Annotated in this window: 27 protein-coding genes; 11 read left to right on the top strand and 16 right to left on the bottom strand. The window is 42.9% G+C overall.

Annotated elements, in window-relative coordinates; genetic code table 11:
• The first annotated feature begins 378 nt into the window (after positions 1–378).
• Together P2A85_RS15110 and P2A85_RS15105 are read left to right on the top strand one after the other, a co-directional pair.
• Entirely contained in the window at positions 379–1,461 is a 1,083-nt protein-coding gene (locus P2A85_RS15110) for a ParM/StbA family protein (protein WP_340520109.1), read from the top strand.
• A gap of 20 nt (positions 1,462–1,481) precedes the next feature.
• On the top strand, positions 1,482–2,000 hold the full coding sequence (locus P2A85_RS15105) for a hypothetical protein (RefSeq protein WP_371123734.1): 519 nt from the start codon (positions 1,482–1,484) through the stop codon (positions 1,998–2,000).
• Positions 2,001–2,330: 330 nt separating this feature from the next.
• Here P2A85_RS15105 and P2A85_RS15100 read toward each other — a convergent pair whose 3' ends face one another.
• The 6 genes from P2A85_RS15100 to crcB form a co-directional block, all read right to left on the bottom strand.
• Complete coding sequence (locus tag P2A85_RS15100) at positions 2,331–3,200, bottom strand: hypothetical protein (protein WP_377473424.1); 870 nt, start codon at positions 3,198–3,200, stop codon at positions 2,331–2,333.
• A 169-nt stretch (positions 3,201–3,369) separates the two neighbouring features.
• Positions 3,370–4,767 carry a magnesium transporter gene (mgtE, locus tag P2A85_RS15095; RefSeq protein ID WP_371118919.1) on the bottom strand — a complete coding sequence of 466 codons (1,398 nt, stop codon included), beginning with the start codon at positions 4,765–4,767 and terminating at the stop codon, positions 3,370–3,372.
• A gap of 387 nt (positions 4,768–5,154) precedes the next feature.
• Positions 5,155–6,099: an ABC transporter permease subunit gene (locus tag P2A85_RS15090; RefSeq protein ID WP_377473422.1), complete on the bottom strand. Its 945-nt coding sequence runs from the start codon at positions 6,097–6,099 to the stop codon at positions 5,155–5,157.
• Positions 6,086–6,271: a hypothetical protein gene (locus P2A85_RS15085; protein ID WP_377473420.1), complete on the bottom strand. Its 186-nt coding sequence runs from the start codon at positions 6,269–6,271 to the stop codon at positions 6,086–6,088. The genes P2A85_RS15090 and P2A85_RS15085 overlap by 14 nt, the downstream gene beginning before the upstream one ends.
• Before the next feature lie 189 nt (positions 6,272–6,460).
• Positions 6,461–7,795: a nitrate/sulfonate/bicarbonate ABC transporter ATP-binding protein gene (locus P2A85_RS15080; protein ID WP_377473418.1), complete on the bottom strand. Its 1,335-nt coding sequence runs from the start codon at positions 7,793–7,795 to the stop codon at positions 6,461–6,463.
• Positions 7,796–8,361: 566 nt separating this feature from the next.
• Positions 8,362–8,844 (bottom strand): fluoride efflux transporter CrcB, encoded by a 483-nt coding sequence (gene crcB, locus P2A85_RS15075; protein WP_377473416.1) that lies wholly within the window; start codon positions 8,842–8,844, stop codon positions 8,362–8,364.
• A 361-nt stretch (positions 8,845–9,205) separates the two neighbouring features.
• Here crcB and P2A85_RS15070 point away from each other — a divergent pair, with 361 nt between their 5' ends.
• From P2A85_RS15070 to P2A85_RS15045, 6 genes are all read left to right on the top strand, one after another.
• On the top strand, positions 9,206–9,793 hold the full coding sequence (locus P2A85_RS15070) for a hypothetical protein (protein WP_377473414.1): 588 nt from the start codon (positions 9,206–9,208) through the stop codon (positions 9,791–9,793).
• A 156-nt stretch (positions 9,794–9,949) separates the two neighbouring features.
• A complete protein-coding gene (gene aspS, locus P2A85_RS15065; RefSeq protein ID WP_377473412.1) occupies positions 9,950–11,737 on the top strand; it encodes an aspartate--tRNA ligase in 1,788 nt (595 codons plus the stop codon).
• 204 nt (positions 11,738–11,941) lie between these two features.
• Positions 11,942–12,166 carry a hypothetical protein gene (locus P2A85_RS15060; protein ID WP_340520124.1) on the top strand — a complete coding sequence of 75 codons (225 nt, stop codon included), beginning with the start codon at positions 11,942–11,944 and terminating at the stop codon, positions 12,164–12,166.
• The gene (locus tag P2A85_RS15055; RefSeq protein ID WP_340520125.1) at positions 12,163–12,432 is read left to right on the top strand and encodes a Txe/YoeB family addiction module toxin; all 270 of its coding nucleotides are present in this window, start codon (positions 12,163–12,165) and stop codon (positions 12,430–12,432) included. Before P2A85_RS15060 ends, P2A85_RS15055 begins: the two co-directional genes overlap by 4 nt.
• Positions 12,429–13,532: an ATP/GTP-binding protein gene (locus P2A85_RS15050; RefSeq protein ID WP_377473409.1), complete on the top strand. Its 1,104-nt coding sequence runs from the start codon at positions 12,429–12,431 to the stop codon at positions 13,530–13,532. The genes P2A85_RS15055 and P2A85_RS15050 overlap by 4 nt, the downstream gene beginning before the upstream one ends.
• A 124-nt stretch (positions 13,533–13,656) precedes the next feature.
• Entirely contained in the window at positions 13,657–13,815 is a 159-nt protein-coding gene (locus tag P2A85_RS15045; RefSeq protein ID WP_377473407.1) for a hypothetical protein, read from the top strand.
• A gap of 88 nt (positions 13,816–13,903) precedes the next feature.
• Here P2A85_RS15045 and P2A85_RS15040 read toward each other — a convergent pair whose 3' ends face one another.
• From P2A85_RS15040 to P2A85_RS15025, 4 genes are all read right to left on the bottom strand, one after another.
• Positions 13,904–14,170 (bottom strand): type II toxin-antitoxin system RelE/ParE family toxin, encoded by a 267-nt coding sequence (locus tag P2A85_RS15040; protein ID WP_377473405.1) that lies wholly within the window; start codon positions 14,168–14,170, stop codon positions 13,904–13,906.
• Positions 14,167–14,412: a hypothetical protein gene (locus P2A85_RS15035; protein WP_371118931.1), complete on the bottom strand. Its 246-nt coding sequence runs from the start codon at positions 14,410–14,412 to the stop codon at positions 14,167–14,169. The genes P2A85_RS15040 and P2A85_RS15035 overlap by 4 nt, the downstream gene beginning before the upstream one ends.
• Positions 14,413–14,533: 121 nt before the next feature.
• Positions 14,534–14,746: a hypothetical protein gene (locus tag P2A85_RS15030; protein ID WP_377473403.1), complete on the bottom strand. Its 213-nt coding sequence runs from the start codon at positions 14,744–14,746 to the stop codon at positions 14,534–14,536.
• 260 nt (positions 14,747–15,006) lie between these two features.
• Entirely contained in the window at positions 15,007–18,336 is a 3,330-nt protein-coding gene (locus tag P2A85_RS15025) for an NACHT domain-containing protein (RefSeq protein WP_377473401.1), read from the bottom strand.
• Positions 18,337–18,442: 106 nt separating this feature from the next.
• Between P2A85_RS15025 and P2A85_RS15020 the strand changes: the two genes are divergently transcribed.
• The gene (locus P2A85_RS15020; protein ID WP_371118934.1) at positions 18,443–18,658 is read left to right on the top strand and encodes a hypothetical protein; all 216 of its coding nucleotides are present in this window, start codon (positions 18,443–18,445) and stop codon (positions 18,656–18,658) included.
• A 227-nt stretch (positions 18,659–18,885) separates the two neighbouring features.
• On the opposite strand, the gene P2A85_RS15015 is transcribed toward P2A85_RS15020, so the two are convergent.
• The gene (locus P2A85_RS15015) at positions 18,886–19,119 is read right to left on the bottom strand and encodes a hypothetical protein (RefSeq protein WP_377473399.1); all 234 of its coding nucleotides are present in this window, start codon (positions 19,117–19,119) and stop codon (positions 18,886–18,888) included.
• Positions 19,120–19,342: 223 nt separating this feature from the next.
• Here P2A85_RS15015 and P2A85_RS15010 point away from each other — a divergent pair, with 223 nt between their 5' ends.
• Complete coding sequence (locus P2A85_RS15010) at positions 19,343–19,567, top strand: helix-turn-helix domain-containing protein (protein ID WP_377473397.1); 225 nt, start codon at positions 19,343–19,345, stop codon at positions 19,565–19,567.
• Between the two features lie 46 nt (positions 19,568–19,613).
• Here the strand turns inward: P2A85_RS15010 and P2A85_RS15005 are convergent, their stop codons facing one another.
• The 5 genes from P2A85_RS15005 to P2A85_RS14985 all read right to left on the bottom strand — a co-directional run bounded on the left by P2A85_RS15005 (position 19,614) and on the right by P2A85_RS14985 (position 24,333).
• A complete protein-coding gene (locus P2A85_RS15005; RefSeq protein WP_377473395.1) occupies positions 19,614–21,221 on the bottom strand; it encodes a glycosyltransferase family 87 protein in 1,608 nt (535 codons plus the stop codon).
• An 85-nt stretch (positions 21,222–21,306) separates the two neighbouring features.
• On the bottom strand, positions 21,307–21,432 hold the full coding sequence (locus P2A85_RS15000; RefSeq protein WP_377473393.1) for a hypothetical protein: 126 nt from the start codon (positions 21,430–21,432) through the stop codon (positions 21,307–21,309).
• 181 nt (positions 21,433–21,613) lie between these two features.
• Complete coding sequence (locus tag P2A85_RS14995; protein ID WP_340520136.1) at positions 21,614–22,039, bottom strand: hypothetical protein; 426 nt, start codon at positions 22,037–22,039, stop codon at positions 21,614–21,616.
• 320 nt (positions 22,040–22,359) lie between these two features.
• Positions 22,360–23,232: a hypothetical protein gene (locus P2A85_RS14990; protein WP_377473391.1), complete on the bottom strand. Its 873-nt coding sequence runs from the start codon at positions 23,230–23,232 to the stop codon at positions 22,360–22,362.
• A gap of 252 nt (positions 23,233–23,484) precedes the next feature.
• Entirely contained in the window at positions 23,485–24,333 is an 849-nt protein-coding gene (locus P2A85_RS14985) for a DUF6920 family protein (protein WP_377473389.1), read from the bottom strand.
• 188 nt (positions 24,334–24,521) lie between these two features.
• Here P2A85_RS14985 and P2A85_RS14980 point away from each other — a divergent pair, with 188 nt between their 5' ends.
• A complete protein-coding gene (locus tag P2A85_RS14980; RefSeq protein WP_377481506.1) occupies positions 24,522–25,475 on the top strand; it encodes a P-loop ATPase, Sll1717 family in 954 nt (317 codons plus the stop codon).
• Positions 25,476–25,506 lie beyond the last annotated feature (31 nt).

The raw sequence follows: 25,506 nt of genomic DNA, 5'->3' as shown, positions 1-25,506 counted from the left end.
AGAATTGTGGACAAATCAGGTAAGATCGCGGTGTCGAAGGAGTGGGAGCAAACTTAACACTCAGAATCTTAACTAAATGTAACTTAACAATGCCCTCTCAGGCAACAGGGTATGGTCAAGACGATGGAAAATAAAACTGACAATCAAGCATCCGGGCGACAACTGGGCCCAGATGAATCCGTGGAATAGCCCGTAATATCTAGAATCTAAATCTAAATTCATAAAAGGCGATCGTCCCGAATATAATGTTTGGTGCTGATTTGAATGCCGATCTAGGTAAAGTTAGAAAAATCGCGGCAAAACCCACTGTCTTTAAGCGTGGCAGTGTCCAGGGATAAGGCATGATAATGGTGAGGCTCAGTGAGGTAAAACGTTTCAATGACAACTAGACAGCTTGTTCCTAATTCGGCTATGTTGACGCAACAGACTAAGATCGCTTCTCACAAATCGATTATTAGTGCTGATTTGGGTCGGACGGCAACTAAGGCCTGCGTGAGCCGCAATCCCAATGGTGTTATTTTTATCCCCGCCAACGTGGCTTCTATGCCAGTAGAAAAGGTACGGGGCGGTAGCTTTGAGTCGAAAGCCACAGACCCTCTGTTGGATATGTGGCTTGAGTATCAGGGCAAGGGTTACGCTATAGGCCAACTGGCTGCGGATTTTGGCGCTAATCTCGGCGCCGCCGACCAGTCTAAAGTAGTAGATGCTTTAGTTAAGGTTTTTTCCTGTGCTGGATATTTCCAGATGAAAGGCGACATAGCCGTTGTGCTAGGTTTGCCCTTTTATTCCCAGGATCAGTTTGAGAAGGAAAAGGAAGAAATTGTCAGCCAACTGCGCTCTCCGCACCTGATGGTTTACCGGGGCGAGCGGGTCGATATTAATATCAGTCACGTTTGGGTGATGCCTGAAGGGTTCGGCAGTCTGATTTGGTGCGAAGCTCAAGACAATAAGGAGTTTTCGCCGGAGTTGCCAGAACTATCGGTGGCTGTAGTCGATATCGGACATCAAACTACTGATTTGTTGATGGTCGATCGTTTCCGGTTTGCTAGGGCTGCTTCTAAAAGCGATTCTTTCGCCATGAATAAGTTCTATGAACAAGTCGCCTCCAAAATTCCAGGGGCAGATGCTCAATCTCTGTCTTTACTAGAAGCGGTTAACAAGCCGGAAGGCCAGCGTTTATATCGTCCTAGAGGAGCTACTAAGCCAACTAATTTAGATCCGATTATTAAGGATTTGCGCGAGACTTTCGCTAACGAACTATCCGAGCGTTTGGTGCAGTGGCTACCAGAACGGGTGACGGATGTGGTTCTGACTGGCGGTGGCGGCGAGTTTTTCTGGGAAGTTCTCCAACCCTTGCTCAAAGAAGCTAATCTCAAGGCTCACTTGGCTCAGCCCTCTCGGAAAGCAAATGCTTTGGGACAGTTTATATATGCTGAGGCTCAGCTAGCCACTATTAAGTAACGCATTAAGGCTTGAACCCTATGGCACTTTGGGCAAAAAATAAGGCGAATTTCTCGGTGGCGTTTACGGAAGATGCAGCCGATCAAACTTTGTTGGCCGCTATTGAAAAAGAGCTGGCTTTGACTAAGTATCAGACTTTCAGCAATCTCTGCAAGCAAGCTTTGTGGCAGTTTTTGTCGGTGTCTGAGTCGGCTGGTCCTACACCTAGCTTTCAGCGGTTGGAACAGCGTATTGCTGAACTGGCGGTCAAATTTGCTGAGTTCGAGCACAATGTTTCTGCTGAGGAATTAAGCCGTTTGGAAGGACTACAAAATCACATGAATCAACTGAGTACGCAGTTGTCGCAGTTGCAGGGTAGTGTGAATAGCCAGTTTGCTAAAGTTTCTTTTGCTCAAGTTTCCAAAGTAGTAGAGCCTGACAGGGTTGAGCCGGAGTCTGTAGCAGATAAGAATGTAGTTGCTGATGCTGAGGTTACTCCTCGTCGGGAATCCGATCCGTTGTTGGATCGTTTAAGTTCTTTGTTGCCGCAAGATTTCTAAAATGAGGTAGCCAAGGTTTTTTTTAACCTTGAGATTTGCTGTTAGTGGCTGGCTGTTTTCGGCCAGGTGAATAAATAAACTAGGCGATCGCTCTTTTAACAAAAAGGGCGATCGTTTTTTTATGAGTTATTGGTTATTTGTTATATCTATTCCGGTTCTATCGGAATCATTTAACCGCGAAGGCGCTCATGACGCGAAGGAAGAGAAGAGAGAGTTTAATACAGGACGATGAAGAGAGGATTTTATATTATTGGTTATTAGTTGTTGGTTATTGGTTATTGGTGAGGTTCTAACCATTCCCTATTCCCGATTCCCAATGCTCTATTACTATTATTCCATTAATCCTAATTTTCGCAATCGCGAACGAATGGCCCCAGATTGTCTCTGAAATTTCTTGGCTAATTCGCCAATTTTTTGACCGCTAGCATATTCATTCTTCAACTTCTGATCTTCTTCTCGACTCCACTTGACATAAGCTCTGGGATACTTCTGTCTAATTTTTTCAACATCGTAGGTTTTAGGTCGATCGCCATTTAAACCAGAACCCAAATTTGGGTTGATTTCCCCGCCGTGACGCTCTACCGCCGCCTGTACTTGGTTAGGAATAGTAGCAATTTCTTGGGATAGCTCACCCAAAGCCTTTTCTACTTGTTGCTGAAGTTCTGTTAGCTGTCGTTGCTGCAAATTTCCCCACTGCGGCAGTTCGTTGATAAATTGCTGCAAATCGAGAATGATTGTTGTTAAAGTTTCGACTTGTTGTAACTCTGGCCGCTGTTTGAATTGGCGGCTGGTAATTTCGATCTCGGTTTGAATCATTTTCATAGTTTTTTCTAAAATTATTAACCGCTGACGCATATTTTCAACGGCTGAAATTAAAGAATGTACGTTCTCTCCCGGTTGAGCATTGATATTTTCGTTTGCTATTTGGGGGAGAGCTTGATCTAAGGATTTTACGGCTATTTGTAATTGTTCGATCGCGCGATCGGTTGTTGTCGCGTGTCGATCTACCCGATCGAAGGTTGAAGCCGTACTCATCCTAATTTGCTGCTGCAACTTCTGTCGATTCACAAAATTCAACAGTAGCGAAATGGCGATCGGCACTTGGGCGTAAATGCTCTGCTGGAAAACCAAACTAGCAGCTAATCCAACGGCAGAGACCGCCAAAAAAAACAATTCAGCCGTTTCTGACAAATTGGTCAATTTGGGATTTTGGATTTTGGTTTTTGAATTGGATGAGGACATATGTTAAATGGGAATTGCGAATTGGGAATGGCGAATTAGAAATTAGTAATTGATACTTGGTAGGATCTACATTACTGAATTTAAAATTACTCTGGGTTTTTGATGTATCTAAATCTACTTAAATATATTAAACCTGCAAAATTAATCTAGCTAAAGAAAAATAAATTAAGACACCGAGGACATCAACTGCGGTAGTGATAAAGGGTGCGGACATCAAAGCTGGGTCTAAACCCAAAGAACGAAATAAAAAGGGCAAAGCTGAACCTGCAATCGACGCTAACATTGCGATCGCCAACAAACTGATCCCTACTGCGATCGCCACTGCTAAATTCCCTTGCAGAATATAAGCCCAAACAGTGGCTACCGTCCCCAATATAGCTCCTAGCAGCGCTCCCGCCATCCCCTCGCGCACAATTATTTTCAACGGCCCCATGGCTGTAATTTCATCGGTGTTCAAACCGCGAATTACCACCGTTGAGGACTGGGCTCCCACATTACCTCCCGTACCTGTGAGCAATGGAATAAAGGCTGCTAGAGCTACAACTTGCTGCAAAATATCTTCTTGAGCTCGAATAATTGCCCCCGTAACAGTATTAGTTAAGAGCAGCACAAATAGCCAAACTACCCTTTTGCGAGCAACGGTGATTAAATCGGTCTGAAAATAATTGTCACCGCCGGACTGAACACCGCCCAAGGTATAAATATCTTTGGCTGCTTCTTGTTCCAAAATGTCGATCGCATCATCCACTGTAATAATACCGACGAGACGTTGTTCCCGGTCTACTACCGGCACTGCCAAAAAATCATAACGCTGGATCAGCCTAGCGACTTCTTCTTGGTCAGTACCAGTTTGAACTGAAACCACCTCGCGAGTCATAATTTCACCGACAGTTTTGTCTAGGGGAGAAGTGACTAAATCCCGCAAGGACAAAATACCCGTTAAACAGCGACCGGCATCGGTGACATAAAGAGAATAAATTGTTTCTGTAGTCTTAGCCAAAGATCGGATTCTATCTAAAGCTTGGGTGACGGTAAAGCTTTCTTTGAGAGAGATGTATTCTGGGGTCATGATCCGACCGGCGGTACTAGCTTCGTAACCCAACAGTTGAGCCGTAGCTTCCCGTTCCGTTGGGCTCAATTCACCCAACAGGCGGCGGACTAATATTGCCGGCAGTTCGTCAAATAGTTTAGCGCGATCGTCCGGTGACATTTTGTCTACAATGTCAATAACTTCTTGGCGTTTGAATTTTTCACACAGAGACTGCTGGACGCTGGAGTCGAGATATTCGTAAACTCCGATGGCTTCGTCTTTAGCCAGCAAACGAAAAGCGATCACCTGCATAGTTTCTGGTAAACCTTCGATGGCTTCAGCGATGTCAGCTTCCTGCACCGGCTGCAAAATCGCTTTTGCTCCTGTCCAGTCTCCTTGTTCCAACAGGGCCTTTAATTGCGATCGGACTAATTCCCGCAATTCTTTTCGCGCGTAGGTCGGTAGCGAAGATAATTGATAATTGTTTTCCGTCACTGGCCACCCTCCTAAACCTGTGTTGCCCGCGTTTCTACATCCAGTCTATAACCTATTGACACCCATGGTTATAGTTATCAGACTTATAATGAGGAGAAACTATGTTAATTTTTAAATGCCTCACCATCTCAATCAAAATGTATCCTACAAATCATGTTTATTGGTGTTATTTTGGGTAAGTAAGTCCTCCTAATTAAATGCAAGATCCAAATCGCTCAAAAGCTTACTGGCTTGCTATTAGACATCTCCCATAATTCCTGTGGAACAGGCATCCTGCCTGTTGTTGACTATCTTTTTAGGAGATGTCTATTCTTCACATCGATCTTCCCCCCTTGGGGGGGGCAGGGGGGGTCCTCTTCCTTCTTCCTTCTACTTATCTGGAACTGCTTAAACCAACAATTGATATTTTTCTTGTGCTAAACGGTAAAGCGGACGCCACACTAAACGGTTAGTTAATACAACCAACAGCGACATCACAGAAGTAGCAGCCAACAACAAGGGAAAATTACCGGAAGCTGTCGCTTGAGAAATAGTTTCTCCCAAACCCTCAGTCATAATTATTTCACCTTTGAACTGCACGTATTCACTAACAATACTGGCATTCCAAGCACCACCAACCGCCGTAATAATACCTGTAATTAAATAGGGGAATATTCCCGGCAAGATTAAATTTGTCCACCGCTGAATCAGGGACAGTTTATAAACTTGTGCAGCTTCAAATAACTCAGAAGGTATTGCTTGAGCACCGGCAATTACATTAAACAGTAAATACCACATAGTACCTAACATCATCAAGGCCACGGAACCAATTTGTAAGCCACCACCCGCGTGAATTAAAGCTAGCAATAATACTGGGAATAAAGCCGTTGCTGGTACAGAAGCAGCTATTTGTACTAAGGGTTGCAAAATCTGAGCTAAACGCGGATTTCGACCGATCGCCACTCCCACTGGTACTGTCCACAATAGCGATAAAAATAAGGCGCAGATGACTCGCAAAGCTGTGAAAATTGCACCTCCAATCACTTTTTGCCAGTCGCCCAAACTCAGCATTCGCAGCAACAGCACGGCTTCCCAAGTTCCCCAAAGCACAATCACAGCAAACCCGCTGACAAATATCCAATTAATCCAATTACCAATGGGATTTGTTTGTTGGGGATTTTTGGGTAAACTAGCTGGTGCAAAAGCTCTGGCTAAACCGCGATCGAAATTGTCCCCGATCGGCGCAATGCGAGACTTCAACATCCGCAGTGTTGCCGATCGCCTGAAAAAATCCAAAACATTTGACTGAGGTACATTAGCCGCTTCCACAGCTTGATATTTAAGCCCAAGCAATCAAAGGCTGCCATACAAAAAAATCAATGGCTACAATCACACCGATTAAAACTGCTAAGCCCCAGCCGATCGCACCAAAATTTCCTTCATTGGCCGCCTTACCCAAATAGGAACCAAGTCCCGGTAGTTGAAAGTTTTTGTCTCCCAAAGTAAAAGACTCGATCGCAATCAAAAAGAACCAATTTAATGTGAAGCTGCATATATCTCGATCCCCCTAAATCCCCCTTAATAAGGGGGACTTTGATCGGAATCTTGTCCCCCCCTTATTAAGGGGGGTTAGGGGGGATCGAATTCTATGCAGCCTCATAAAAAATTGGTATAACAGACAACAGACAACAGTTAACAGTCAACAGTCAACTAACTACTCACCTTTATCTTCCGATTCTAAGAAAATTTCGCCTCCCGGTTCGTCATAACTATACAACTCAGCATAGCGCCCCCAATCAATAGCAGTTTTCAATTGCCGCATTGCTTCTTGGGGGCTAAAATGGGCTTCCAGAATATCCAAAATCAATTCTTCAGAAATGCGGTGATTGCGCTTGGACTGAAGCATTCGCGAAATCTGCTGTACTAGGCGAATATTCCCCAGAATTTGGGTACGAACAATTTGTTTGCGCCGATCTATCCCACCAGCAATGAACTCCAAACCAACAGCAGTCAGGAAGAGGTCTCCTTCTTGGATTGCTAGAAAATCCATTAATTTTGCGGCTTCAACGATCGGCAAAATGTCGTCAACCTCTAACATTAATTCTTGACCAAGCCGATAGAGGTCTTTCTCTTTGCGGTCTTCTAATAGTTCTAAAAGACCTGCAACAGCCCCAATTCGTACTTGGGGGAGGGATTGGTATTGAGCACTTTGAGCGGGTTGAGGTTGAGATAAAGTAGTGTCTGGCTGCGGGACAGTTTCGCAACTCAAATCGGGATTGGTCAAAATTTTGTAAACTTGGTCTACGATGGCTTGAAATTGCGGAGTTTTGCGATCGCGATAGTGCGGCAAAGGAACCGTCAACTCGGCGCGAATTCGCCCCGGATTGCGACCCAAAACTACAATCCGATCTGCTAATATTACTGCTTCCTCAATCCCGTGAGTCACGATTAACACTGCTTGAGTTGGAATCTTTTTTTCTAGCCACAAATCTAATAACTCAAACCTCAAGTTTTCTGCTGTTAGTACATCTAAAGCTGAAAATGGTTCATCCATGCACAGTAATTCTGGTTCCACCGCCAAAGCTCTAGCAAATCCCACCCGCTGTCGCATACCACCAGAAAGTTCTTTCGGATAAGCATTTTCAAATCCGTCCAAACCGATAATATCAATCATTCGCAAAGCTTTTTGTCGGCGCGGTTCTGGCAATTCTCCTTTAGCTTTTAAGCCTAATTCTACATTTTCTAGTACCGTCAGCCAGGGATAAAGGGCAAAGTTTTGAAAGACAATTGCTATCCCTGGATTTAATCCGACCAAAGGACGATTGTGGTAAAGAACTTGACCCGTACTGGGCGGTATCAGTCCGGCAATCATCCGCATTAATGTTGATTTCCCAGAACCAGATGGGCCGAGAAGGGCTACTATTTCCCCCGATCGCAATTCTAAATCAATGGGTTCTAAAATTGAGATTGTTTGACCGTTGGGTTGTTGGTAAACCTTACTGACACCTTCTAAGGTAATGAGGCTTTCTGTTGCTATTTTAACTACCACAACTAAACCTCCTCTGTTTTGTTGAAATTAGTCAGTAGTCATTAGTCATTAGTCAGTAGTTATTAGTCATTAGTCAGTAGTTATTAGTCATTAGTCAGTAGTTATTAGTCAGTAGTTATTAGTCATTAGTCAGTAGTTATTAGTCAAAACTCTCGAAAAATGACAATAGATACTTGTCCGCAGGCACGAGTCCGCGTTGGCTAGTTTTACAATTCCAGGACTTAGGCCACACCACCACAGACTGGGTAATGGTTCGACAGAGCGGGCGACGCAACGATCGCGCCTACCGCCACGGGGCGATTGCCGCTACCTTCACACCATATACGGACACTGGGCGTAAGTCCTAAATTTATTCTTGGGTTCCCATACCTATACCCCATAAAGTCATTTTTAGCAAGACCTGCTAGCGGGAATGCCTATAATCTGTCAAATATCAATTAAAACTGAAATGAAGAGCGATCGCACAAACCCGATTTTATCAAAAAACTGGATTTTAAATTGGGCATTAATTTAATCAATAGCCCACCCAATGGGCGATGATTAAGATTTTTTTACTGTTATTTTATCTATTTGCCAATTCGCGCTAGAATGATACCTAACTGAACCGCAATGACTCCTAGTATGGCACTGCCAGCCCAGTAAAAAGTTGCCACGCTATAAGATCGATCGCGCCACAAGGCATTTGTCTCTAAACCGTAAGTAGAAAAAGTCGTATAAGCACCCAGGAAGCCAGTTGTTACCATTAACCGAACTTCTAGAGGAATAATTATAACTCGTTCCGATACTAGGGTAATAAAAAATCCCATAGCAAAGCAACCAGTAATGTTAATAAAAAAAGTTGCGTAGGGAAAAGCAGTGCTAAAACGGTTAGCAAACCATAATGTGATATAATAGCGGCTCAAAGCGCCGGCAACTGCACCGAAACTAATGGCGATCGGAACTCGAAAATTGGGATTTTGTAGCATAAAATTAAATAGTTGTTGACAGTTGACTGCGGTGCCCTGAGCGGAGTCGAAGGGTTGACCGTTAACTGTTATAACAATCGCCAAGACTGTTAAGGTGATTTAGTCATTGTGCCCTTCGACTCCGCTCAGGGAACAATGACTAAAGCGCCTTACCGACTGCCATAACTCTTACCAATTTCCAATTCCCAATAACCAATTCCCAATAACCAATTCCCAATAACCAATTCCCAATGCCCAATTCCCAATGCCCAATTCCCAATGCCCAATAACTAAAGTGTGCGAAACCGTACCTGAGAATTGGCGGTATTCTACACATGAGCTTTCATGATATAAATACTACAATGTAAACAAGCGATCGCCAGAATTGATTTGGGCGCTACACACAAAATCTGCCTAAAGACTGTGGACTTTTTTCAAAACGTTTGCTAATCAGGAGATGATTCATATGACAGATCCAAATATGACCGAAGAAACAATTATAGATGTAACTCCCGAAACGACTGCGATCGTCAAAAAGGAGATGCCCGAAGCTACAGAAGAGGCGATCGCAGAAACTGCTGTATTATTTGAAGCGATTAAAAAACGTGCAGCCGCAGAGGTACAAGCAGCCGGCGATCTCACCCGTGAAGCTTACTTAAAAGCTGTGCAGAAAGCCCAGGTAGCCCTCGCCAAAAATAAGACCATCGCCAAAGAAAGAATGACAGATGCAGTGGGGCTGATTCAAAAAGAAGCAGAGAAAAATTGGCTGGTGGTTGATGCGATCAAAACTCGCGCGCAATCACAAGTGCAAGATGCAGGCGAAGTCAGTCGCGAGGCCTATTTGAAAGCGGTTCGCCAAGCGCGAGAAGCGGTAGAACAAAATAAGTTGATCGAACGCGATCGCATTGAACAAGCTGTTGACCAAATTCAGAAAGAAACTGAAAAAAATTGGCACGTTGTGGTTGGGGAAATTGAGTCGATCGGCAGTCGCTTGACGGATGCGTCGAAGTCTGCATGGAATGCGCTGACCAAGTTTTTTGACAAGAAGCATTAAACTCATATTTTGCAGCATTTTGAGCAACAGGCTTTCCGGCCTGTTCCACAAAGATTGAATTTTCTTGTGGAACAGGCATCTTGCCTGTTCATAAAAGGTTTTGACACTAAGCGCTATAATCAAAAAGCCTTATTTTTAGTTCATAAACCCCCAACCATGAGAAGTTACTACTGCGGCGAACTGCGAAGCGAACACATCGGACAAACTGTCACCCTCTACGGATGGGTGGATCGCCGCCGCGATCATGGCGGGGTGATTTTTCTGGATTTGCGCGATCGATCGGGCTTATTGCAAATTGTCAGCGATCCCCAACGCACCCCCGATTCCTATCAAGCAGCAGATGCTTTGCGCAACGAATACGTAGTCAAAATTACCGGGCGAGTCACCAGCCGCCCCGCAGATTCCCTCAACCCGAAATTAGCTACGGGTGAGGTAGAAATTTATGCAGACGAAATTGAATTGTTGAATGCGGTGCGCAAACAGTTACCGTTTCAGGTAGCCACGGCGGAAAATGAAAGCGTGCGGGAAGATTTGCGCCTGAAATATCGCTATTTAGACTTGCGGCGCGATCGCATGAGTCGCAATTTACAGCTTCGCCACCAAGTAGTCAAAGCCATGCGCCGCCATCTCGAAGATGTGGAAGGTTTCATGGAAATTGAAACACCGATTTTAACTCGCGCCACTCCCGAAGGTGCCAGAGATTATTTAGTTCCAAGCCGCGTCAATCCCGGTGAATGGTATGCTTTGCCGCAGTCGCCGCAGTTGTTCAAACAATTATTAATGGTGTCTGGTTTTGACAGATATTATCAGATTGCTCGCTGCTTCCGCGATGAAGATTTGCGCGCCGACAGACAGCCAGAATTTACACAATTGGACATGGAAATGAGTTTCATGTCTGTGGAAGAAGTGATCGAATTAAATGAAGGTTTAGTCTGCAATATTTTTCAAAGTGTGAAAGGCGTAGAATTGCCTTGTCCTTTCCCGCGTTTGACTTACGCCGAAGCAATGGATCGCTACGGTAGCGATAAACCCGATACTCGCTTCGGTATGGAATTAGTCGATGTTTCCGATTTGATGAAAGATTCGGGATTTAAGGTATTTTCCGGTGCAATTGCTGCGGGCGGAATTGTGAAAATTTTGCCGATTCCGGGCGGGAATGATGCGATTTCTAACGTGCGAATTAAACCGGGTGGCGATTTGTTCAAGGAAGCCAGCGAAGCCGGTGCGAAGGGATTAGCTTATATCCGGGTGCGGGAGAATGGCGAAATTGATACGATCGGCGCAATTAAGGATAATTTGACTGAAGCGCAAAAACAGGAATTGCTCGATCGCACGGGGGCGAAACCAGGTCATTTGTTGTTATTCGCAGCAGCCGACGCAATAACTGTCAATAAGACTTTAGATAGATTGCGTTTGTTTGTCGGTAACGAATTGGGATTTATTGACAAAGACAAGATGAATTTGCTGTGGGTGACTGATTTCCCAATGTTTGAATGGAACGCCGATGAGAAGCGTTTGGAAGCATTACATCACCCGTTTACCGCACCGCATCCCGACGATATTGCCGATTTGAAAACAGCGAGAGCTCAAGCTTACGATTTGGTATTAAACGGTACAGAAATCGGTGGCGGTTCTCTGCGGATTTATCAGCGGGAAGTTCAGGAAAAGGTGTTTGAGGCGATCGGCTTATCGACTGAGGAAGCTTACAATAAGTTTGGCTTTTTGTTGGATGCGTTTGAGTACGGAACCCCTCCCCACGGCGGCATAGCCTACGGTTTGGATCGGTTGGTGATGCTGTTGGCTGGCGAGGAGTCGATTCGGGATGTCATGGCGTTTCCGAAGACGCAGCAAGCCGGGTGTTTGTTGACGAATGCGCCGTCTAGTGTGGATGAGAAGCAGTTGAAGGAGTTGCAAGTGCGATCGACTTATGTAGCCAAGTCATAGGTATCTAAAACACCTTCAATGAATAGTGGATGGGTGGCGAGAAACCGGGTTTTTTCCAGAATACTCGTCACACCTCCCAGAAACTGCGAAAAACCCGGTTTCTAGGATTTGTGGGTTATCAGAAACCGGGTTTTTTCCGAGAATACTTCGTTATCATTCAACTAAAAACGCTATAATTATCATAATCAAAAATAGGTAAAAACGATGTCAACAGTTTATCGTTTAAAAGCCAGTGAACTCGATATTAATTTTTTAGAACAAATCAAAGCGACTTTTGGGAATAAAGAGATTGAAATAATTGTTTCAGAATGTGATGAAACCGAATATCTTTTGCAATCAGAAGTCAACAAGCATAAACTTTTGCAAGCTATTGAAAATGTTAAAGAGCGAGAAAATTTAGTTGAAGTTAACTTACAGAATTTGCAATGAGCAGAAGAATTGTTTTTGAATCCTCTGCTTTTGCAGATTTTAATGAATGGGCAAAATTAGACAAAAAGATTTATCGCAAAATTGTAGAATTAATTAAAGATATAGACCGATCGCCCTTTGAAGGATTGGGTAAACCTGAACCTCTGAAATACGAGTTAAGTGGTTTTTGGTCTAGGCGTATTGATAACGAACATCGTTTAGTTTACCAAGTCACGGAGGTCGAAATTGCGATCGTGGCTTGTAAGTATCATTACACTGATTTATGAAACACCTTGACAATTTAACCATCCATCGGTTCCGAGGCCTGCGAGATTTAACCTTGCAGGACTTGGGCCAAATTAACATTTTGGTTGGCGGGAATAACTCAGGCAAAACCAGTGTTTTAGAGGCGATATCAACCTATTGTCGCCCCTTAGATCCCCTGGAATGGCTAAACACATCGTGGCGGCGAGAAATAAAATATTCTCGCAAGCCAAGACTAGATGCACTGAAATGGCTGTTTCCTCAAAATAAAGAAGAAGAAGAAGAACAATTAGATTTTAACCAAATGGAAACTCACGTTTCTGGTAATGGTAAGTTTTCAGTGAGAGAGTCGAGGGCAATTTACCAAGAATTTGATGGAGTGGAATTATCAGAAGATGACGAAATTCAATCCTCAGAAGATATTGGGTTTGACAATACTTTGCGAGGTGCAGAAATAGAGCTAAAAGCTATTCTATCGGATTCACCCAATGAATTATCTGAATATTTTGAAATTTGGGAAAATGAGCGTTTAACGAATCGGCGAATTCGCTCAGATGCCATGCTGTCAGTTGATACTGTGACACCTTTTTCTCACCGCATAGAACAATCACAAGTTGGCTTGCTCTCAGAAGCTATTTTTCAGCGTTTTAAGCCAGAAGTGATTAAGCTATTGCAAGTGATGGATTCAGGAATTATTGATTTAGTGATTCTATCGCATGGTGGCAATCGTAGCAGTCTCTATATCGATCACAAACAAGTGGGAATTTCACCATTAAGCTCTTTTGGTGATGGAGTACGTCGCTTGCTATTTATTGCTCTAACGCTGACAAAAGTCAGAGGTGGAGTGTTGCTAATTGACGAGATAGAAACAGCAATTCATACGGTCGCACTTCGCAGTTCATTTACTTGGATTGTGCAGTGGTGCAAGCAAATGAATGTTCAGTTATTTGCAACTACCCATAGTTTAGAAGCAATTGATGCGATTTTAGATGCTAGCGATTCAGACACTGATTTAGTTCTTTATCGTTTAGAGAAACAAGAGTCACAAACTAAAGCAGTTAGAATTGAACGGGAAAGATTGCAAAGATTGCGGGAGGATTTGGGTCAGGAGGTGCGCGTGTGAAATACGCCATTATTGGAGTAGAAGGCCCCCACGACCAAGCTTTTGTCGGTAAGGTTCTCAAGCTTTTGGGATTTAAAGATTTTCGGGAGGAGTTGAAAGGATTAAAGTCAGATTTAGACCCCTTTTGGCGCAAATTTATTCCTGTGTCAGCGTTCTCAAACCAGGGAAAACTAATACAACAAGTATTGCTGATAATAATTGGGTCAGCGAACAGACGCAGCAGCAGGTTCCGGCTTTGGCAAATTTTATTGAATTTTTGAGCCAACTTTTAGCATTGATTTAATCGCCAGTCTTGAACACACGAGTGACCAGAAACCGGGTTTTTCCCTTGAATACTCGTCACACCTCCTAGAAACTGCTAAAAACAATGATTAGGGAAAGTATCTATAAATCTCTTTTCGGTGCAGTATCCTAACGAAAGAGACTATGCCATCATTAACTTTAATACCGATTCGGTAATCTCCCACTCTAATTCGATAGTAGTCTCCATCACCTTTAAGTTTTTTAACATTGCTGACTTCATTTAATTTTTCTGCATTCTCAACTTCTTCTATCGCTTCCCGAATTCTTTCAAACAAATCCGCATCAAGAATCTTGAGCAAATCCTTTTCAAAACTCTTTCTAAATTCAATATTCATGGTTGTTGTTTGAGAATTTGGAAGATTCGATCGCGACTGACTGTTTCAGTATTTTCGCCTTCTTTAATAGCATTTTCCATTCCTATATCTTCTAGGGCTTCTGTAAAAACAGTTAATTTACTGTTTAATACTTCTTTTTCCAGTTCTTGACATAACTGCAATTTTTCTGGATAGGGCAGTTGTTTGACTAGGGCTAAAATTTGTTCAAAGTTTAGGGAAAGTTGATAGTTAGCTAGAGTCATTGTTCGTTATGTTGAGGGGTTGTTTATATTTTATCTCAAATCGCGGGAGGCCAGAAACCGGGTTTTTTCCAGAATACTTCGCCACACCTCCCAGAAACTGCGAAAAACCCGGTTTCTTTGGTTAGTGTGAAGCAACAAGAGCTTGTTGGACGGGTTCTGAGAGTTCAATTGGCATAAAATAACGACTTGGGTATAAGTAATCTTCTCCCGATTCATCAATGACGCGAATCATTTGATGAGTATTGGCATCAGTGTCTGGCAAAACCTGATAAATTTTGCGGACTTCTAAAGAAGCTGAATAGTCTTGGTTATTGATGCAAACAACAAATTTCATAACCTTGACTCCAAAATATATTACTGAAAACCCTTTAAAAATATCGCTTTTACCTAAGTCTCGATCCCCCTAAATCCCCCTTAAGAAGGGGGACTTTGATCGGGATCTTGTCCCCCCCTTCTTAAGGGGGGCTAGGGGGGATCGAGGCTTAATCGTCCGACAGCAGACTGATACTAAGTTTGACGTGTTTGTTGACACCAATAGGCATTGCCGTGTCCTCAGTTGCTGACAGTCAACAGTCAACTCCCGACTATCATAACTCAGGACTCTAAATGAACTCTTTTGAGCCAATTTACGACAGATTGCAGTAAATCGGGGTCATGGGGCGAGAACGTTTGCAGGGGTGGGTGAGGTGAGTCGGTGATGAGACAGATTGTACCGTCGAAGCGGGTAAGGGCATTGAGGAAAGTAGGGCTCAAACTTTGGGCGGCGGGGGATGTGGGGTCTTGGTAGAAGATGAGGATGGGGTGTTTGTCGCTGTCGCGGCGGAGTCGATTCCAGTAGGATTTGAGTTGGGGGAGGGTTTCGGGTTCGCTGTTGGGGCGTTGGGGACAGTTTTGGTCGAGGAATTGTTCGTAGATTTCGAGGGCGGGGTTATCTGTGTCGATGAATTTGCTGGTGTCGATGCAAAAGACTTGGAGGTTTTGGTGGAGGTTGGTTTCGGTGAGTTGGATTTGCAGGAGTTTGGGGAGTTGGGCTAGGTTGAGGGTTTGGACGAGGGGGGAGGTTTGGGTTTCCGTTAAACCGTGCCATGCGCGGTAGAAGTCGGGGTAGGGTATTTGGCTACCCCACCAAAGGCAATCGCATATAAATTCTAAAAAATTACCTACCAATTCGATTATGGCATCTAATTGGTCTGGGATTTGCTCAAGATAAATTATTAGTAATTTGATAGAAATTTTCGGCGATCCGAACAAAGGAAACAACATATTTTTAGGTTCAATAATTGATATCAAGTGTCGAAAATTATTTTCTATAATCGAGTTTATATTTGCAAATAATTCATCGGTATTTTCTTTGTCATTTATTATAGGAGTGTTGGCTACATTATCTTGTATAAAATTATCTACGCTAGTTATTTGTTCCTGATAATCAGGAGATGTATAAGTTGATCGATCTGTTGTTTTTTCATTACCATCATATTTTTGTCGTAAAAGTATTTTGACATCATCAATGGTTTGAATTAAGTCTTTAATTTTTTGCTCTAATCTTGCTTTTGCCATTTTACGATACCCGATAATGGCTTGATGGTTAGGTTCAATTTCTTCTAATAAATAATCTGCTTCTCTGCGAATAGATTCATTTTCAGATATCTGAATAATTTCAACTAAAAAAGCAATAACCAAAGGTCGAAAGCTCTCCTTTAGTACATTTTTGGCAAATTTTACAATCTGAGGGTGAGGTTTCTCCAACTTCTGCCTATTTTCATCAAAAGGATCAAAAATTAACTTGACAATTCCACTGATAATATCATTAATTTGACTACACTCACCAAATTCTCCGGTACACGATGCAGCGAGAAAATAAGCTCGATATTCATAAAATCCTTTATCTACTATCTTAAGATTCCATTCTTTCCATTCCCCACACCCATCCTCAAAATTTACTAACGCCTCAATAAACCCCTCCTTCTCCTCATTCGCAATATCCCCATGCCCTAACCACAGCAAAATCACCTGCTTCCACGGCGCTTCAAAAATCCGATATTCCTTCCCCACCACCGGAAAATCAACATGATTCCGAGGTAAAAAATAATCCCAATCATCCACCGCCAACGCCGCAAAATACTCCTGAAATGTCGCATGATAAAACGCATAGACAGATTCTTCAGGTTCGTCAATATCGATACCTACCCGATTCAACCATCCCAGAGATAACGCCAATGATAATAAAGACGTTTCATCGCTGCGTTCTCCTAAATACTCACTAACTAACTGATAGGACAAGCGAAAACGACCAGATTTCCCATCAATTGCAGCTTTTGCTAATTCTCCTAACGCTTCATGTAAAAGTTTCTGACACTCACCCTGAGTTTTTCCACATAGCTTTGCGTAGCTTTTGATAATCTGCTCTTTCCAGCGATAGAAATACTTAATAAAACTTGCATATAATTTAGCCTGAGTATCCGGTAAAGTTCCGTCTCTCAAACTCCAAATTTGACACAACATCCACAACCGCAACGGATTTTGAATCAACTCCTTGAGACGGGAATTCTCCGACTCTGCTAACGCCGACTCCAAACTCTCCCCCGTCGCAGCATCCCCCATCCCCGCAAACCAACGGCGAATATACTCCGTCACTTGTTCCGCATTAAACTCCAAATTGCTAAACACATCAAACCCCGAAAAAGCATTTTGATCCGCCTCCCAAACATTCACCCGACAAGTCACCACTACCCGCGCCGCCTGCACCCATGTCCTTAATAAATCTTTCCCCAACTGCTGCATTCCTTGAGTGTGCGTCATTTCATCCACACCATCCAGCAACAACCAAACCCTACTAATTTGTGCTTCTAAATCACCGCGCGTCACTTCTCCTTGACACCGAGACAACCACACTTTTTCCAAATACTCACAGATATTTTGCTCCCTTAATTTAGCTAAATCTATCCAAATCGGCAACCCCAATTCTTGCTCTAAAATCCAATCAGCAATCTTCTGTAACCGCGTGGTTTTCCCCGCACCCGGTTCGCCAATAATCGCAATTTTTCGCCCTTGACTGATGTCGCTTTTCCCTTGTCGCAACACATCCTCAAAAAAGCGTTCTTCAGCAATGGGAATCAGTTTTTCTGTTTCTTTTTCCTTTTCTTCTGGCTGATTCCTTGGCTGAGATTTGGGTTTTTGGCGTTGGACAATGGCTAAGGGAACATAAACGCCATCGAGTTGCGGAGTCATCCCGCTGGCGTTGGTGAAGAGGTTGGTGGTGAGTTCTTTTTGTAGCGCGAGGTTTTGGCGGCAGATTTCTTGCCAGTTTATAGTTTCTTCTTTAGGTTTAGGGGTTTCATGGGATATCTCGACTGTGACAGACCCAATTTTAACCTTCCACTTTTCCTCAATTACTTCTAAATTATCTTTTTTCTCGGCAGTTTGATGCTTTAGCTTGAGCGAAAATTTCCAAAATCCTTGATTTCTTGCACTAGGTTCAAGGACAAGTATACCTAAGTCTTTCAGACAGTCGAGAACATCTTGGATTGCATCTCCTCTTCTCTTGGCGTTATCGACATTCTTTTCATCCTTGGGTTGAGAGAGTTCTAATGCCTTTCCGAAACATTCCACCAATGCCCATAAATCATCCTTAGTTGTCCCTTTCTCAACGGTTTGGGTTTTGTTGTTGCGTTTTTGCTGAACCTGAACCTTCCCGGATACCCGCAACTCATCTTCCTTTACCCCCCATTCCACGTTGAAGGTAGCTTTCAGCTTATCCCCCGGCACGGCAATTTCCTCATTCGCGAGGGCGAGTAACGCCTCAACCAGTTTGAAGACGTTATTTTTTGTGGTGGCGTTTTTCGCGTATTTTCGTCCCATCGCTACCTTTTGAATAAAATTCATCGTCGCTTGGGCAAGTTTGCCCAAACCAGTTGGTTTGCCCAAGCGCTTAACCCCGATTATACAAGGGTTTCAGAATTTTTGCTTTTTGCTTGATTGGGTAAAAGCCCAAAAAAACAATTTACCTCATAAGCACAAAACGAGGTGAATTATGGCTACCCAGGAAGATAGAATCAAACAACGCGAAGCATTAGAAGATGCTCATGGTAATTTTGTTGAGCCATATATTAATCAATTGATTGAAGTCAACGCCCAGTCTTTACCCAATATTGATGTTGCGCTTCCTGGGTTTTGCTATGTGTCGGGATGGTTGGTGTTGGTTATATTTTATGGTTTTTGGATGCGCTATCGAATGTCATTAGAATAGTAAATCGGGGGTATTTATGGCCTGTATTATTCGGCGGTTGAAACCGCTTCTACACATATGGCCTGTATTATTCGGCGGTTGAAACCGCTTCTACACAAGCGAAGTCTGCCTCCGCAGACTAAGTGGTAAAATGATAGTCGTGGAGGCAGAAACCGGGTTTTTTCCGAAATACTGCATGAGAGCCTTTAACTGTCGTGAAAAACCCGGTTTCTTTGGTATTTAAACAATCATTCTTTCCAGTAACGAGTTAAAATCCGCATCACCTCACCCGCTAGAGGCGAAGGTAGAGGCGGGCTCCACTCTCCAACTTGTGCAAAACCCAAAACGTGCAGCAGATTAACGATGCTTTCTACCGCTTTGGGAACGCCACACAACAACAAACGAATCGGTTTTTTGCCTTGAGGTACATCAGGAATTTCTTCCCGGAGCATTTCGGGAACGGACTTTGGCTGTGATATCATAGGGTTTGAATTACACGAATAGTGGAATTGCGATCGCCCTTGAGTTTTCTAGGCTAGGGGGCGATCGCTTTTCCGTTTGTACATCCTGAGTCTAGTTCATTCTCTGCATTTAGTCAACTGTTCCAGATAAATAATTTACCGCAGCGGTTGACTGACGAATACTGAAGGTTGTAGGATGCTAACATCAGCTTGCAATATCATGGCCAGCAGTTGAGCGTCAGCAGTGATCCGTTGGAAATTAGCAGTTGTAATGGCCGAGCGTAATATCAGCAATAAAGAGTTGGCTGCTTTAATTGGGATGCACCCAACTTCCTTTTCTAGACTCAAAACCCGTCGCCGACTCACCCGAATCGACGAAGCCACTCTCAGCGCTTTGTGCAGAGCACTGAACTGTCAGCCGGGGGATTTAATGGTTTATGAGGAGGACGAGCCCGATCGCGAAAAATGACATAGTGAATACACTACCGATTACTTACTCTTCGCCAGATGAATGTCTATTTGCTGCTTGAGGGCGATCGGTCAAATTCAACAACCTGTTTTTGACCAACAGATGTCATTGCTAAAACCAAAACACTTAACGTAATCCCTAAAACCGCGTAACTCGGCAATGAAAAAACAGTTACTTTCAACAAATAAGGCAATTCCCCATCCTTCCAGTTCCACCGCTTTCCCAGAAACACCAACAACCCAGCATGAATCACCGCAGTTTGCATCAGGAGACAGCCAACTCCCAATAACCAAACAGACATTCTCTTGCCATAAAAGACACAATTTTTAATCTGAAAACATAAATCGTTCAGAAAAAAAACCACCGCCGGTGCTAACATCACAGAACTGGTTGGCTGAGAATAATTTATGCCAATACTCAAACAAGAAACTAACACCATTTCCGGTAAATCAATATTTTTTGACCAAGCAGTGCGAGGGTGCATCTCAATTTTGTGAGGGCGAAGCATGACCGCAGACAATTTATTAGTGAGAACTAGAGATTTACTGCGGTCATGCTTCGCCCCTACGAATATATTTGCAAAGATGGGATGCACCCCAGTTCCAGATTGTTTTTGGTAAAAATACCAACTCACTAAACCAACCAACACCAGAATAATTAAATCCGAAAATAGCTTCGCCGCGAAGGGACTCTGGGGGAAAAATCTCGGCCCCACCACCCTTAAATCGATGCGACTCATCGAAATATAAGGATTATTTGATGGATCGTTGAGCCACAGTGGAAATCCACGAATCGCATCCTGTAGAAATCCTGTTAAGGAATTACCGGATATTGCTAAACCGAACAATGCTAGAATAATTGCCGTAATTATGGATACAAAAACTAGATAAAATCGCTTTTTAATGATAAAATAAGGAATAAATAATACAACTAAGGTGGGTTTAAACAGGGCAATTCCCAATAAAATCCCTGCGGGTAAATCCCTATTATTTCGAGCTAAAATAAACATCCACAACAGCAGCATAGCAATAAAAGTTGCCACATTGCCAACTTGCAAATCGAAGACGAAACCGTAGAGAAATGCCACTGATATACTGCAAATAGTCCTCAAAGCTCGTGACTGCGACTCCAACAGGATATTCGCTCCCCATAAAACAAAACCTGTGGCGATAAGATGCAGCACAGTCCAGATTGTGAATGCAGTCTTCATCGGAAAATAACCAAGAAACCAGATGACAGGAATGATATTAGGTGGATAAACAAAAGATGGAATCAGCCCACACACTTTTGTGATTCGACAAAAACCTTGGTTAAACACTTCGACATTAAAAGGACTCAAGTGATCGTGGGCTAATTTACTTGCTACATAAAACCACTTGAAATCCCAGTAAGGAGGGTCTGGTCGATTGGTCAAATCGTAAACTAACCAAATTGTATAACACAGGAATCTGGTGACAGCTAATATAATGACAGCTTGGAAAATCCAGCTAACGATAGGTCGAGAACAAAACTGACTAAACTTTTGGAGAGTGGGAGCTTTTAAAAATAAAGAATTTTGCCATGCTGTTTGGTCGCGGTCTAATCGCCAATTATATTTGAGAAACCAAGCAACTGTAATGATAATAACTAAATTCCACCATCCCAAGCTAATCATAGGAATTGACCTCCTATTTTAGGGTAACTTGTTTTTCCCCAAATAGCTGGTATTGCAACAAAATTTTACAATTAAATCCGTCCTTTTAGGAAGGGGGTTTCCACCCATTTTTGCGATCGGATTGGTGAAAATTTGGTATTTTAATCTTAATAGTTAGTAATTGCCAAACTGGAATTAAATAGAAGATAGCTGTATGGTTGGCATCGTCCATACAGCTATCTTCTAGGCTATTGCTGTTAGTTCAACACCTTAGACAGCGATCGACATACTCATTTCATGACTGATTCTATCTAGCATCCGCTTCGCTCCAATAGCAGGCTGACTGAGAATGCTGCAACATCTCAGTGTCAATCAACTCCCCGACTAGCTTGCTTTAATCGTTTAATCCTGTCTTACTTCTCCGTATTTCCCGCAGCAGTTGTTGCGTCTAGTCTCGTGCAAATTGCTTTCAAAGTTGCTTCTTGAGCTTCTTCTAGGGTCGCCATTGCGAATAAGATTGCTGTAGTGGCATAGTCCTCAGCTTTATCCGCTCGATGTTCGAGTTTCTTGACTTCCCGACTCGCTTTCCATTCCTCGACGTTCGACTTCACCTCAGATTCTTTTTCGTCAAATTGAGTTTTAAGCTTTGCCCGATACTCATCAAATTCTTGTTTCTTAGCTTCTAGATTTGTCTTCATTTCGTCGATTTTCGCTTGAAGCTCAGCTTGAGTGTTTTTAGTCGCAGATTCCACGCTTTCTTTTAGCGATTTCGCCCTGTTTTCAACGGCTTCTAAATTGTCATGAAGTTGTTGAGTGAAGTTGTCAATTGTCGTACTCATGATGTTTTCTCTACTATGTAGAGTTTAGGGGAATTGTTGATTGTCTTATTAAATTGCTTTCCAGTCATCAAACTCTTTGTTGTTAATTACCTCATCTACTCAATGGGTGAAAACATCAAATAACTATTTGATACATTAATTATTTCACAATCTGTTTTTTTCACCATCTATCTTAGGTTTAAGATTAGAATATCTTGAGAGGTAGAGCGTCCCTAATTATTCACTACATAAAGGCGTTATAGCGTTCCCGCGATCGGCAATCGGAAATCTTCTTTAATCCCGAAACTAAAAGCGAATTATGAACATTTATGCCACCCTATTCACTCAGTAGCTATTTGGGGTTTTTCTCTACCAAATTGCCACAGCAAGAGCGCACCCAAGCCGAATAGATTGACTAGGCAAACTACTAAGCCTCCGAAAAATGGAATTAGTGTTAGAACTGTCAAGATTGCCAAACCTATCAAGAACTGCTGCTGTAACGATCGATCGCCTTTACTAACTAGGGCTTGACCGACAAAAAGTGCCACACCTAACGATCCAACTAGAGCCGTCATCACCCCAGTCAGACTCAGGAGTGGAATCAGAGGAATACCAATGAGCGTTAGTGCTAAAAATACACCGGCAAAGACAAAGGAGACGATCGCCCCAATCCCCCATAGAGCAGTCAAACCGGGGTGTTGACGCAGTTTTGTCGCCAAAGAAGGTAGGAACTGAGGACTGGTATGCAAAATAATCAGTCCCAGAATAGCTGCTACTACTGCGGAACAAGCTCTAAAAATGGCACTGAAGAAATAGTGCACGAAAAAGCTACTTCTGCCTCGATCGGACCCATACATCATGCCATGTCGATCGCTGAATGTAGCGCGTTCACCACCAACTATCGCACCTGGTTCCTGTATAATTTTGCCACCAAAGGAGTAAGCATCACCCTCTACCCGCGCTCCTTGTTTCAGAAGGACATCCCCGCCAAACGCGATCGCAGTATCCAAAACTTTGCCCTTCGAGGATACTGTAACACTCCCGCCAAAAGCAAGGGCATTTTCGACTACTTGGTTCTCTGGTACGGTGACGCTGCCACCAAAGCGAATCAGGTTAGTATTGTTGATATTGATATCAGTCTGCGCCAGGGCATTGCCTGCAAATATTAAGCAAATAGTGGCAATAAAAGCCAAAATTAATTGTTGCCATTTCATAGACTTCATCCTTAAAAATGAGCACAACATGGAGTGTCTCTCATAATATTGAACAAAGATGAAGAACCTGTGAAGAATCTATGAATTAGTTGGCTACTAATAAGCATCCCATTCCGAACTGAATATTCCCAGAATCGAGCGCAACAAGGCATCGCAGTCACCTTGTCCTTGAAACGTCATCTTGAAAGAAATTTGTTTACTCATAATTGCCTCCAGTATTTTGATTTTGATATTTCTGGCGATCGCTCTCCCTCACGATGCAAACTCATAATTAATCTCTGTAATTCTTCCTTTAAAATAGAGCCTAGTGCCTTCTGGATATTCCCATCCCACTTCGCCTTCTAAGGGAATCAGCATCCCATTCCGAACTGAATATTCCCAGAATCGACCGCACCAAGGCATCGCAGTCACCTTGTCGCGATAACGAGCCTGGGCCCGAATAGTAGCGATCGCCCCTTCAGCATTAAAAGTAAACACCAGGGACACAGTTGTTGTACCATCCGTCAGGGTACCCCGTGCTGAGGTATCATCGATCGCCTCCCAGAGTACACCCTGACTGGGTAATAGTGCAGTGGGATACCAAGTAGCCTCAGCAAAGAATCGCAATAATTCACCTTGATTGTTTTCAGGCGCACCGTGCATTTTTGCAACGGTGAAAAGACCGAGTAATGATGCGTGTAAGCTGCCTTCTCCTAACAGATATGTATCATGGACAAAGGCATTCACTCCAGGAGCCATCTGGATGCGTGCATCCCAATCAAAACCCGGACGTTGAGCGATCGCAATTTGAGTGGCGGTAAACGGCATCCACTTATCTTCCGTTTCACTCAAATTGAACTGTCCCTGCTGAGAGAGTTTAACCGCAGCCACGATGGGTTGTCCGTCCTTAATTACTGTCCGAAAAAATCGCTGTACGGGGGCTGGTAAGCCTTCAATTTCTTTTTGGTCGTAGATTGGGGGCTTAATTGTCCGCCGTCCATTTGTTAATTTGGCTCGTAGGCGATCGGTATCTGACTGCCAGCGATAGCTCCCATAAATGGCAATAATTCCCAAGCTGACTACGATGAAAACACCAATAATTGCCATCCAATTAATCCACATGATACTTACCTATGTTTGTTAATTCAAAATTTGATATAGCAATCCTAAATCATTTGTGAATTTCTTACTCCCTCCCCTTAGTAAGGGGAGGGTTGGGGTGGGGTAAAAATATTTACGACTCATTTATAATTGCTATAGATTATGATAATCGTAATGATTGTTACAATAGTTGTATAGATTAAAAACGTATACTTATTGTCAATCAAAATCTTGAAAATTTAAATTCTATCTTAGATAAATTAGATCAAAAACTCATTGAAACAGATGATTGGTTATTTGTCAATTATGATGAATTAGATCGATTAGTTGCTTCCTATACTGCTTTAGCAAGTCCAATTCGTGAACTTTTAGCTTTGTGGCTCGATCGATGGCGACGTTGGGACAGAATACGACCCAAAATCTTTTTGCGTACCGATCTATTTCGAGATGATTTTTTGAGTTTTCCTGATGCTTCCAAATTACAAGCCCATCAAATTCGATTGGAATGGAAACATTCATGGCTTTACCAACTTTTGGTCAAACGACTTGCGAACTCTGGTACTGAAATGACAGAATATTTGCAAAATATCCCAGGGTTGATTGTTGAAAATAAAATGGGCTTGGGCTGGACTGCAACATCAAATGAAAAATTGTTTGAAGAGCTAATCGAAAGGATGATTGGTAAGTATATGGGGGCTAATGCTAAAAAAGGAATTACCTATCGCTGGATTCCCAATCACCTTCAGGATGCTGGTGGTCGAATTGCGCCGCGTTCTTTTCTCAAGTTATTTGCCCTAGCTGCACAAAGTCGAATACAACAGCACTCGACCGTTGAACAAAATACGCTACTCTTGCAACCCTCTGATTTACAAGGGGCTTTAATGAATACTTCAGATGATAGAATTCTGGAATTACAGGAAGAGTATCCTTGGCTAGAATCTCTCAAAATGAGCTTAGTAAATCTGAGCGCTCCCATGTCAAAGGAAGTATTTTTAGAGAGGGTAAAATCAACTACATGGATTCCTGAAAAACAACCACCTGTAACTAACCCTGAAGGAATTTTGCAATATCTACTTCAACTTGGAATTATAGAAAGTCGTTCTGATGGACGAATTAATATGCCTGAAATCTATGCTCTTGCCAAAATCCTAATAGCACACTAATGATGCACCCAGGACTACCCTATAAGTCTGT

Origin of the sequence: Microcoleus anatoxicus, from assembly GCF_042465725.1 — a bacterium.
GTDB lineage: Bacteria > Cyanobacteriota > Cyanobacteriia > Cyanobacteriales > Microcoleaceae > Microcoleus > Microcoleus anatoxicus.
This window is presented reverse-complemented; position numbering and strand designations above follow the sequence as displayed.